This window comes from Bacillus sp. F56 (assembly GCF_001748205.1).
Taxonomy (GTDB): Bacteria; Bacillota; Bacilli; order Bacillales; family Bacillaceae; genus Bacillus; species Bacillus stercoris.
In genome coordinates, this window is record NZ_BDFC01000009.1 from 129,406 (window position 1) to 141,325 (window position 11,920).

Consider the following 11,920-nt stretch of genomic DNA (forward strand, 5'->3'; position numbering starts at 1 on the left):
CTGCCCAGCGGCAGGGTTTTTTTAATCCAGCTGGATAAAATGAGTGTCAGGCACTGCATGCTTCGGGATAAATCCGTCCGCAAAGTCTGGAAACGCGGACTGTATTTCATCAATCCATTTTTTCAGATTTAATATATACGGCATATAAATCATCTCAATTGTCGCTTCATCTTCAATCCGGTAGTACCAGCAAAGATTAAACTCTTTTTCTGTCACCAGTGTAAACCCAGAGAAATGATAGAAAATCAGCGGCGTTTCATCTATATACACGCGGCCGTCCTTTTGCCCGACCTTATAGTTTTCGATATTCCAAAGCGCTGTATTGGCTCCTATTGATTTGACAACATGAACACCTTTAAACTGCGCCGGCCATTTCTCCACATATCTTTGATCACCATATGTCTTTCGTTCCGTATCCATTTCGACCGTGCAAAATGCAATACAGTCCTGTCTCCACTGCCATACCGCTTCATATGCTTCCTTTGTATTACCGGCACCGACAAAGCCTGTATTAAAGCGTCCGGTTCGGTCGTAGTAGGACGTGAAGCGCGGCGAATTACGATGATCAGTCAAATACAGAGACGCCGTTGGGTTTTCTGCAAAAATACGTGCCGGATCAGAAAAGAAAAATAGATCCGTATCCATATGGGCAAAGTATTCAGCGTTATCCCACTTGCTCATCACATGAAACAAAAAGGCGGGCTTTAACGTCCAGCAATATTCATGAAACGTTCTGTTGCTTTTTGCTTTCAGCAGCTCCGGGTCTTCCATTTCATGCAGCTGCACAAAGCTGACATGCTCCCATGGAACGTGCTGAAGCAATTCGTACGCTTTCTGGTCGACACACAGCACATATAAATGAAAATCATCGCAATGCTCATGGAGAGAATGAATCATGGGCATGAGCTTAAAGATATGTGTCCTTGACACTATCGTTGAAAAATGAAATGTACTCACTTATACCACATCCAATGATCTAAGATCCACGTGCAGCAAATCGTTGACAAGCGCATACAGTGCGTTGGCGAAATCGTTCACGCCTAGCTTTTTCTTCGCTTTTGGCAGAAGCTTGCGGACAGTTTGTAAATCAAAGCTTTCCGCCGTCACCCTTGGGGATTTCTTTCGCCAATCCGGATCAATATTGCGCTCTTTAACAACATGCAGAAGCTCAAGAAATAGATTCAGCAGCAGATCATATTTCTGAGATTCCAGCAGCTTTTGAATATCATCCATGATTCTGTTCGTCATGTCAGGCGGGAACGGCCCATTAAAAGCGAGATGAACGTCTAAGGACCGGATATTGTTGTATTTATCGCACATATAGGCAATGTTTGCCCGAATATCGTCTACAGACTTACAATTGCTTGGATGCTCCTGATGAACACTGACAATATCGCGCCGAAGCCTGAAGGTCAATCCGGCCTGATGAAGCCTGATGCCGAGATCATAATCCTCAAACCCGTAGCGCACAATGCCTTCGTCAAATAAACCGAGATCAACGACATGCTTGCGTTTAACAGAGGAATTATTTGTGATAAAAAAGCGCCATGGCATATGATAGCCTTCCAGATCATCTCCGTACTCATCTAAAATCTGCTTGAGCACGTCAATAAAGTCGGTATTAAGGTCAAAGCTTTTATCAAGAAAGCTTCCGTTTTTAATGTCCGCTTCCTCCAGCAGCTTTTGTTTGTCTTTTTTCGGCATTTCATCTGTGAGCTTTGCGAGCTGTTCCTTATGTTCTTCTTCAAATCGTTCATAATAAAAACTGTAGATCCGCTTCCAAAACAACCCGCACACGACGAGATTCTCTTCATTCTCATGAGCTTTAATATGTTTTGCCACAAGGTCCTTTGCCGCAAGCATATCGCTGTCATGGAAAATCAGGATATCTCCTCTGGCATTGCGTAGCGCCTGATTTCGACCGTACGCAATCCCCCTGTTTTCTTTAATCCGGGTAAAAATCAGCGGAAAATCCGCTTTAAATGATTCAAGCATTGAGAGCGTCCCGTCCTCAGAGCCATTGTCCGCTACAATGACTTCGAATTCTTCATCGCACTCCTGCTGGTTTAATGACAGAAGGCTGTTATAAAGACGCTCCTTTGAATTATATGCAGGAATAATAACGCTTGCTTTCACTTCATTTTCACTTCCCGTATTTACTCATTTATTTGTTGTCATCTTTTGAAGCAAAACCGTTAAATTCAGGGTCTAATGTTTTGATGTGCTCAATGATATGCGGCAGTGTCTCTTGATACAGTTCATGCACAAACGGCAGGTCTGTGCGGGTTGTTTCATGAATCTGTTTGATTTCATTGATGCCGACGATTCGGTATCCGCTGAAATGATAAAAAATCAACGGACTGCCATCCTCCAGCACGATCCGGCCATCCTCCCACGAAAACGTATGCTGCCCATAATTCCAATGACCAATGTTCACGCCGGGTGTCGTAATATCACAAACATTCGGAAACAGCCCAGACATATAATCCAAATAGCCTTGGTCACCGAATTTTCCTTCACCTGGCGCATTTTTGCATTCCTCAAGACAGCGTTCCTTCCACCACTCCAAGCAATCCGTGCCTGCATCATCATGCTTGAAGCTGATAAACCCCGAATTATATCTGCCTAAAAGACGCTGCAGCATGTCAATCTGATCTTTCTCAAAAGAAGGAATGACAATATCCCCCCGTGAAAGCAGCACCGAACAGTCCGGCTGGTTTTCAAAAATCGGCGATGGATCTGCGTAGAAAAAAAGATCCCCGTCAATGTATGTCACACGCTCCAGCTCGGGATTGCTGTTCAGCACAGCTTGCAGAAAGATCGGCTTCATCGTCCAGCAATACTCACTTTGATCTCTAGTTTCCTTCAGCTTTAGAAGCATTTCATTTTCAAGAGCGGCCACCGGCACAAGGTTCAGCTGCTTCATCTTCAGCTTCTGTAACACGCGGTGCGTATCTTCGTCCATGCACAGCGTAAAAATGGGACTGTCTTGGTCTACTCGCTCTAATGACTTAAATAAGGCGACTGCCTGATATAATCTTCCTTTTGATAAAACGGTGCAATACGCGCTGGTCACAGTCATGTTCACCTCGTTTCACATTACTTTTTGAAGAATTCCGTATACCACTCAATCGTTTTTTCAAGTCCTTCATCAATGGTGTAGGCCGGTGTCCAATTCAGCAGCTTTCTCGCTTTTTCCGCGGATAAATATTGATGTTTGATTTCATTGCTTCCCTGATTCAGCACCTTAGGTTTCAGATTACTGTTCATTTTCTTCAATATTTTCTCTACCAGTTCAAGAACGGTCAGCTGGATCTCATTGCTGAAGTTAAAGGCCTCTCCGGCAAGATTGTTTTCTTCCATTTTCTCTGCAAGAAGCAAATAAGCCTGAACGGCATCTTCAATATAGAAGTAGTCCCGGACAAAGGTGCCATCGCTTCGGATTTCCGGCGCTTCCCCGTTCAGCACAAGCTGAATCGTCTGAGGAATGATGCGGTTGAAGTTCAAATCCCCGCCGCCGTATAAGTTTCCGCAGCGCGTAATACAGACCGGAAGCCCGTACGTGTGAAAATAGGTGTGGCTGATCAGATCTGCGCAGCTTTTTGAGACGTCGTACGGGTGCTTGCCCTGCAGCGGCATGTTTTCGTCGTACGGAAGGTTTTCTTGATCGCCGTAAGCTTTATCACTTGAAGCGACAATGACCCGCTTAATTAACGGATGCTTGCGGCAGGCTTCGAGAATATTCCATGTGCCGAGAATATTTGCTTCAAATGTAGAAATCGGGTTGCGGTTTGCCACCCCGACAATCGCTTGTGCAGCGAGGTGAAAGACAGTGTCGATCTCGTACTCGCCAAGCGCGCGTTCAATGACAGCCAAGTCTTCAAGAGAGCCCCGCACGATGTTCATTTTCTTGATATGGTCTCCCTGATACAGATTAGATTGGGGCACATGATCCCTGACAAGCCCCGTCACGTTTGCGCCCTGTTCGATCAGCTCTTTCACCAAATAGCTTCCTAAAAGACCTGTACACCCCGTAACAAATACGTTTTTATTTTTCCAGAAACTCAAATCGGTTCACCATACCTTCCATACTTGTTGTCCTTGATCCCACATCTTGTTGACTTCTAAGAGATTTTTATACGTATCGATGGCCGTCCAAAATCCATAATGGCGGTACACGGCAAGCTCTCCGTCTTTGGCAAGGTTCTTCAGCGGTTCATCTTCGAACATTGTGTTCCCGTCCTTCGGCAAATAATCGAAAACCTTGGGACTGAGAACGAAGAATCCGCCATTGATGATTCCGTCACTTGATGTCTTCTCAGAAAATGTTTTCGCCATGCCGTCCTCAACCGTCAAGGTGCCAAACTGCGAGACTTTGTCAATGCCGGTGACAGTCGCGGCAGCACCTTTTGTCTGATGATAGCTGATGAGATGGAAAAGATTGATATTGGCCAGCCCGTCCCCATAGGTGAGCAGAAATGTTTCATCACCGATATAGTCTTTCGCCTGCAAGATTCTTCCGGCTGTCAGCGTATCTTCCCCAGTCTCCAAAAACGTAATTTTCCACGTTTCAGGCTGCCCCAGCATCTGTACCTCTCCCGTAGCGCTGTCGAGTGTCAGGCTGTTGTGCTTCCATTCATAGTCGAGAAAGTATTCTTTGATTTTTTCGCCTTTATAGCCCAAAAGCAGAATAAACTCGTTTACTCCGTAGTACTGATAGATTTTCATAATATGCCATAGAATCGGTTTGCCGCCTATCATGGCGAGCGGTTTAGGAATGTCATTCGTGATTTCACTCATTCTCGTTCCTTTTCCGCCGCAGAGAATGACCGCTTTCATCTCTACCCCTCATCTCTATGAATATTGAGTTCGAAACCTGGTACATCTTTACAATCTATCAAGGCATTTCCCCGATAATTTGTCCGATTTCAATACCGGTTTCAAAATCTACTGTAATGATATGAGAGAAAGACGGCCTTGGTGACCAAATGGAATCTATTTTTTCAAGTTGGTTATATAACCAAAAAAAAGAGCCTTGAGCGAAGGCAATGCGCCCGCTCAAGGCTCTTTTTCATCTTATTTGATTTCTTTTTCCTTGCCGTAATGATAGTCTGACGGATCAACGGCTGTGAAATCATTTAGTTTATGGAACCTCAGCAAGTCTTTGTACAGGACACTGTCTGAAAGGCTCAGCTGCTGGTTCACTCTTGTTTTCAGATTCTTCGTTTCTTCATTCGCTTTCAATTTTTCACCAGTCTTCGTATCGTAAATGACATTGTCGACTGATGTGTACTTCGGCGTTACGAAGTCTCCGTTTCTGAATGCCACTGTATCGTCGTGGTCTTTAGAGAATAAGTCAGTACCAAAGTTGATATATTTCTGAGAATCAATTCCTTCTAAGTGCAGAAGTGTCGGCATGACGTCAATTTCGCCGCCATACGTATGGTTCACTCCGCCTTTTTTGCCAGGAACGCGGATCATCAGCGGCACACGCTGGTTCTGTGCGTTTTGATAATCTGTAATCTCTTTTCCAAGGATCTCTTTCATCGCTCGGTTATGGTTTTCTGAAATACCGTTATGGTCACCATAAATCATAATGACTGAGTTGTCATACAGGCCGGCTTCCTTCAGCTCCTTGAAGAATTGCTCAAGCGCTTCGTCAAGGTAACGCGCTGTTTGGAAGTAGCTGTCTACTGTGTTATCGCCGGTTGTCGCTTTTTTAAGAGACGCGTCTTTTTCATCCAGGTTAAACGGATAATGGTTTGTCAATGTAATCAAATGCGCGTAAAACGGCTGTTTAAGAGACTCAAGCTTTGGAATCGATTCTGTAAAGAACGGCTTATCCTTCAGACCCATATTAATGACATTTTCATCTGACATATCATACGTGCTTGCGTCGAAGAACTTGTCGTATCCGATATGTTTGTAAATCTGGTCACGGTTCCAGAACGATTTGTAATCACCATGCAGGACGGCGCTTGTATAGCCTTCCTTCTGGTCTAAAATCGCCGGAAGCGACTGGTACGTGTTTTCGCCTTTCGTCACAAACGCGGAGCCTTCTGGAAGGCCGAAGATCGAGTTATCCATTGTCAGCTCGGCGTCAGATGTTTTTCCCTGGCCTGTCTGATGGAAGAAGTTATCAAAATACGTCACATCTTCTCCGCCGTGCGCAAGTTTATTTAAGAAAGGCGTTACCTCTTCACCGTTCAGCTTGTAGTCAATCAGGAACGACTGGAAGCTTTCGAGGTGAATTTTAATGATATTTTTGCCTTTGGCAGAGCCGAAGTACTCGGCGTTCGGTTTCGCATAATGAGACGTCGTGTAATTCTCGACGCTTGTTAAATCATCGCTGCTTGCATAGGCTCTTTGTGTTTCTGTTTGAGCCGTCTGTACACCGTCATAAATGGTGTAGTTGTAAAGACCTAAATATTTCACGATATAATTGCGGTCAAACGTTCTTGTCAGCAGCTGCGGACGGTCTTTTTCCGCATAGTGCAGGTTGATGAAAAACAGTGCGACCCCGGAAAGGATCACTAAAGATGCAAAGCGTTTTTTCATTTTGTATTCTTTTAATTCAGGTCTCCAGATCAATACCGCAATCAAAATGATAATATCTAAGAAATAGAAAATATCATGACCGGCCATGATACTGAAAATACCGTCTCCCATGTTTCCAACGTTTCCGGACTGCTTAATGTTCGGGAACGTCAAGAAATCGTCAAAGAAACGATAGAATAAAATATTTGCATATAACACAAATGTCATCAAGAAATCGATAATCAGCATAATAATGGCTGATTTACGCCCTTTCGCCAGCAAAGCCAGTCCTAAAAAGAAGACGGCGCTTGAGAATGGGTTAAATATCAGGAGGATCTCCTGGGTTGTGCCTTTTACCCCAAGATTAAACTCAGTCTTGTAGGATAAATACGTTTTTGCCCAAAACAGTATAACAGCCAGCACAAAAAAGCTAAGTTTGTAAGAAAAAAGTTTCTTCATGGCAACCTCTACTTTCTTAAACACTTTAAGTTCTTCATTCATATTTACCTGCTCTTTATATCCTGCCTTCTCATTTCTTCTTTCCAAACAAAATCAAGGCATCACACAACAATAAATACACCGCGGCAAGCCGGAATATTTATGTTTCGCACCATACCATTTTTATTACAACCATTTGGAAACCAATCACTGGACGAAAGAAACCTTCATTTCGTTTCACTTTTTTCCTCAGAAATAAAAAAAGGATTTCTTTTGTCATGTGTGCCTTTGGAAAAAGAAATAGATACCGAGTATAAGAATAACATAAACTAGCAAAAACGAAAAATAGGTTTTGCAGACAGCCCGCCCTTCCGGCGGACTGAAGTTATTGTATGCACTAATGTTTAGCGTGATCACCATTTTTTCGAAAGGACAAAAAAGACTGGATGTTTCCAGTCTTCTTTATCTATATCCCTGCCCAGACATCTTTGGCATACATACCGGTATCCTGCAGATGTCTCAGCCAGTTTTGCGCTTCTTGTTCCCCGGTTCCATGAACAGACTGATACGCTTTTTGAAGTGCCGCCTCCACATCCGGGGCCATTTTGCTGCCGTCACCGCATACATAAAGCCTGCCTCCGCGGTCAAGAATCGATATTAAGGTTTCTGCATGTTCAGCCATGAGATGCTGGACATATGTTTTCTGCATGCCCTCTTTTCGGGAAAAGGCTGTGTGGACAGTGACGATTCCGTCTTTTTCAAACCGCTCAAGCTCATCTCGGTAAATAAAATCCCGATCGTTCCTGCATCCAAAATAGAGATGAGCCTCACCGAGCGTTTTCCCCTCCCGCTTTAAAACATCGCGGGCTTGAAGGAAGCCGCGGAATGGCGCGACTCCCGTGCCTGGCCCGACCATAATAATTGGAGTTTCAGGGTCTTTCGGAAGCTGAAACCGGGATTCCGGAGTGCGGATAAACATCACGACATCATCACCGGCTTGACGCTCAGCTAAATCATTTGATGCCACACCCCTGTATTCGCCACGGCCGCTCCACGCCGGGCCGCGCACAACGCCGACTGTGATTGATGCTTGCCCCGGATTCACTCTTGGAGAGCTTGAAATCGAATAATATCTCGGTTTTAACGGACGTAATAGCTCTAAAAATCGTTCAAACGGCATGTCGCATGCTTCGTACTTTTCAAGCAGATCCAGCATAGAAATTCGTTTTTTCAATATTTGTTCCTGATAAACACCCTCTGCTGTCAGTTCTTCTAATTCGCGCTTATGCGGCGGACACACTGTAAAAGCGGCCAGTTCACGTATTTGCGCTCTTGTGGCTGCTTCCTGAACCTCAACGCTGTAGCTGAGAAGATCATTCAGGCTGACAGGACGGCCCAATGGCAGATGCCCCGCACTGCGGCCGCTTGCCGACAATGTCACTTGGTCTGTTCCCTTCAGACCGAATCTATGGAGAATCCGGCTGACATTGGTTGGACTGTTTTTTGGCAATACGCCAAGGTGGTCGCCCTCTTGATATTCAACATCCGGCGGCAATGCGATTTCGATATGGCGGGTGCTTCGATCGCTGTCCGCGGACTGAAGCTCACGATTTTCGGCGATGGATGCGTGAGCCGCTTCATACGATCGGGCAAGCGGAGACTCTCCCAGCCCTCTGACAAACTGAAGGCTCAGCGTACTTCGTTCCTTATCGGCGTTTTCATTAAGCTCCAGTCCGAATGCTTTGATGGCGTCCGCCCACATGCTCTTTTTCCACTCATCAAGCTGCCCTTCGAAATCACCGCTGACATCACCTTCCCCGCGCGCAGAAAACCGAGTCGCGCCTTTCTCTGCAAGCTGTTCATCAATGAATCTCGGCACGTCTTGATACGTGCTCACCCAATTGTGGTCGCCGCAGCCAAATACCGCGTAATGGACGCCCTCAAGCTCACCGGGTTTGATTTCTTGGAGCCACTGGACAAACTGTCTCGCGTTGCTTGGCGGTTTTCCGTTATAGGACGAGGTCACAATGACAACCGCTCCCTCTGTCGGCAGCTTGCCAATCTGATCGTTCAGAGGTGACACTTCGGTCCTGACGCCGTGAAGACTGGCTGTATCTGCAAGCTCCCGGGCGACGCCTTCTGCGGTGCCGGTATCAGAGCCGTACAGCACGAGAAGCGGGCGGTTGTTAAGGCCGATGACCGATGCGTCCTTTGTCTCCGTTTCTTCTTTTTGCTTATCAGGCCCCGGCTTTTCTGTTGCATGGATGTCAGCATGAATGGCTTCCTGATGACGGGTTTGAACCCTGATGCGAAAATCGCCGGGCTTGAGCGTTAAGGTTTGTTTGATATCAAGCTCATAATTCTCATGATCAATCAGCGTAAAATATTTTAAAATCATGCCCAGCACAAGTGTGGCTTCATGAAGGGCAAACTGCATGCCGATACAGGCCCGTTGCCCATTTCCGAACGGTTTGTACGCATAATGAGGCACTTGGTCCTGATGTTCGAACCGTTCCGGCCGGAATTCCTCGGCGTCCTTTCCCCAAGCGTCTCGATCACGATGAAGCTGCGGAATCAGCACAGAAATTCTGTCCTTCGTCGTGATCGGGAACTTTCCGCCAATGACTGTGTCTTCTTTTGGATAAAGGCTAAAAGCCGGAGCTGTCGGCCATAAGCGCAGTGATTCATTTAAAATCATCCGTATGTATTTAAGCTCGAGCACTTGTTTATAGGTCGGCGCTGCATCTGTCAGCACCCGATCTACCTCTTCATACGCCTTTTTCAGTTTGTCAGGATGCTTCAATAAAAAGTAGGTCGCAAAGGACAGCAGGCCGCTCGTTGTTTCATGGCCAGCAATCAAAAACGTAATGATTTGAAAGCGGATATTTTCGTCGTCGAGCTTTTCACCCGTTTCCGGATCTTCCACATTCAGCATGCGGGCGAGCAAATCTTTTTCATCCTGGTCTCCATTCGCCCTGCGCTCTGCAATAATGCTGTCGACTAACGAAAACATCGTTTGAATATCATGGTGGAATTGCCGCTTTGTTCTGACCATAAGCTTATCTTGGAAATCAAGCCGCTGCATTTGATGCATCGCTTCATCAAGCGCCCGCACCATGCTGTTGATAAACGGGTGGGGCGTTTCTCTGTAGTAGCTGTTAAAGCGGTAGTTAAACCCGCACAGCCCAATGGTGTCGAGCGTCAGCCGGGTCATATCTCCCGGGACATCAACAGCTTCATTCGGATTGAGCCTGGCCCATTTTTGAATGAGCTGAACAGCGATATCGACCATTTTCTCATGATAGTCCTTCATGGCCCGCTGGCTGAACGTCGGCATCAGAATGTTGTGCGCTTTTCTCCAGTTAGGCTCATGCGTCCAGCTCGTAAACAATCCGTCACCGGAAAACGCGCGAACCTTCTCCAAGGCGCCTTCAATGCTTTTATCAAACCGTCCTTCATCACAAACCTCTTTCACCAATTCATGGCCGGACACCACAATCGTCGTGCCCGCGGGTGTATGGATTTGAAAAATCGGACCCTGTTCTTCCGCTAGCTTGATCAGTGAAAGCGTCGGTTTGTCTTTATCAATTAAAGGCAAATTGCCAAGCGGCCCAAACGTCTTCGGCTGAGGAATCGGGCTTGTTTCCTTCATCGAACCATTCCTTTCCGTATGAAATGCCTTCTATTTGACTACATTTCCCTTTCATGGTCATGATTATTCCGTTCTCCCAATTGACGCATGATCGCTGTTTTTTCTATACTTGAGAAGCTGTACAATACGCGAATAAGGTGAGTTCACATATGGATTTTGAAATTCGGTTTTTATCCTTTTATGTCATACAGGTGGAAGGCAAGGATGAGCAGGCGAACAAACAGTTCAAGCACTTTCAGACCCTTGATACGGGCGAATTTGAAGAAAGCGAGCTGAAGGACTTTCTCGACGGGGAACTGAAAAAAATCGTCAAACGGAAAGCAGAACGTCATCCGCAGTCTGAGCAGGTGCCGACGAAAATCGGCCATTTTATCGTCGAGCCCGGCCACGAGCTTGATTCCAACCCAAACTACAACATGTTCAACCGCGCGCGTCTGGCGGCAACAAAAGAAGACTTCAATGAGCTGAGCGAGCAGTTCGTCCGCACGTACCTCGACACAAGCGCAGTCCGCGGCGGCGTGTTTCTCGTCGCTTCAGCCGTGCCGAGAAAATACTTTGACGAGTCATTTGTCTTCATTATGAAATGTGACTTTGAGCCGAAGGTCGCCCGCATCTCTGACGCGTCTTCTCTCATTAAAAAAGTCGAAATGGCGATCACGACAAAAAACATGAAAAGCATCCAATACCCGTACATGCCCGAGGAAGGAATGGTCGAGGAAGGCGAGCTGAAAATCCACCAGGCCTCGCACGCCCGCTATTTTGAGGACTTTCTGAAATTCGTCGAGTACGGCGAATCGATGCCGGAAATCATGAAAAACCAGGTCATGAACATGGTGCAGGAGCACGTCTACGAGACATTTGAAGACAATAGCGAAGAGCTCAAGCAGTTCGAGCACGACATTGAGATTTGGGAAGCGAGCGAAAAGCGGGAGATCCAAGAGCGCCTCGACACCCATCAAGTGATCGAAGCCTCCGCCCAAATCATCGAGCACACGCCAGAGGCCCAGCTGAAAATGAAAGTCGGAGAAACAGAGATTAAGGGATTGCTAGCGGATTTTGGCGATTCTATTCATCTCGCAAAAGTAAACGGGCGCTATGTCGCGCTGATTGAAGCCGAGACAATTTCGTTTGAGAAGGGCAGTTCGCCGGTGGAGTTTTATAAGCCTGAGGGGCTGCATGAGGTGATTGAGCGGATAAGGAATAAAACAGAGCAAGACTAAAAAGTCCAGAAATCACTTTCTGGGCTTTTCCTATTTAATACCCTTCCCTCAACACCGCATAGCACTCCCCAAT

Annotated in this window: 8 protein-coding genes; 1 reads left to right on the plus strand and 7 read right to left on the minus strand. The window is 46.1% G+C overall.

Annotated features, from left to right (window positions below; translation table 11 throughout):
* Window positions 1-21: 21 nt before the first annotated feature.
* From BFW96_RS16175 to cypD, 7 genes are all read right to left on the minus strand, one after another.
* The gene (locus tag BFW96_RS16175; RefSeq protein ID WP_041521266.1) at window positions 22-957 is read right to left on the minus strand and encodes a putative nucleotide-diphospho-sugar transferase; all 936 of its coding nucleotides are present in this window, start codon (window positions 955-957) and stop codon (window positions 22-24) included.
* Entirely contained in the window at window positions 958-2,136 is a 1,179-nt protein-coding gene (locus tag BFW96_RS16180; RefSeq protein ID WP_069840003.1) for a glycosyltransferase family 2 protein, read from the minus strand. It abuts the gene before it with no gap.
* 28 nt (window positions 2,137-2,164) lie between these two features.
* Complete coding sequence (locus tag BFW96_RS16185) at window positions 2,165-3,076, minus strand: putative nucleotide-diphospho-sugar transferase (protein WP_040083880.1); 912 nt, start codon at window positions 3,074-3,076, stop codon at window positions 2,165-2,167.
* A 23-nt stretch (window positions 3,077-3,099) separates the two neighbouring features.
* A complete protein-coding gene (locus BFW96_RS16190) occupies window positions 3,100-4,068 on the minus strand; it encodes a GDP-mannose 4,6-dehydratase (RefSeq protein ID WP_040083881.1) in 969 nt (322 codons plus the stop codon).
* Window positions 4,069-4,074: 6 nt separating this feature from the next.
* Window positions 4,075-4,839 (minus strand): glucose-1-phosphate cytidylyltransferase, encoded by a 765-nt coding sequence (locus BFW96_RS16195; protein ID WP_014663152.1) that lies wholly within the window; start codon window positions 4,837-4,839, stop codon window positions 4,075-4,077.
* A 237-nt stretch (window positions 4,840-5,076) separates the two neighbouring features.
* Window positions 5,077-6,996 carry a lipoteichoic acid synthase LtaS1 gene (gene ltaS1 / locus BFW96_RS16200; RefSeq protein WP_069840098.1) on the minus strand — a complete coding sequence of 640 codons (1,920 nt, stop codon included), beginning with the start codon at window positions 6,994-6,996 and terminating at the stop codon, window positions 5,077-5,079.
* Between the two features lie 445 nt (window positions 6,997-7,441).
* Window positions 7,442-10,627: a bifunctional P-450/NADPH--P450 reductase gene (gene cypD / locus BFW96_RS16205; protein ID WP_069840004.1), complete on the minus strand. Its 3,186-nt coding sequence runs from the start codon at window positions 10,625-10,627 to the stop codon at window positions 7,442-7,444.
* A 149-nt stretch (window positions 10,628-10,776) separates the two neighbouring features.
* Between cypD and BFW96_RS16210 the strand changes: the two genes are divergently transcribed.
* Complete coding sequence (locus tag BFW96_RS16210; RefSeq protein WP_014663147.1) at window positions 10,777-11,847, plus strand: DUF3900 domain-containing protein; 1,071 nt, start codon at window positions 10,777-10,779, stop codon at window positions 11,845-11,847.
* Window positions 11,848-11,920: the final 73 nt, after the last annotated feature.

Bases quoted from the DNA above. Each gene is read 5' to 3' on its own strand.
- BFW96_RS16195 (WP_014663152.1), bottom strand. From the start codon at position 4,839: ATGAAAGCGGTCATTCTCTGCGGCGGAAAAGGAACGAGAATGAGTGAA.
- ltaS1 (WP_069840098.1), bottom strand. From the start codon at position 6,996: ATGAAGAAACTTTTTTCTTACAAACTTAGCTTTTTTGTGCTGGCTGTT.
- cypD (WP_069840004.1), bottom strand. From the start codon at position 10,627: ATGAAGGAAACAAGCCCGATTCCTCAGCCGAAGACGTTTGGGCCGCTT.
- BFW96_RS16210 (WP_014663147.1), top strand. From the start codon at position 10,777: ATGGATTTTGAAATTCGGTTTTTATCCTTTTATGTCATACAGGTGGAA.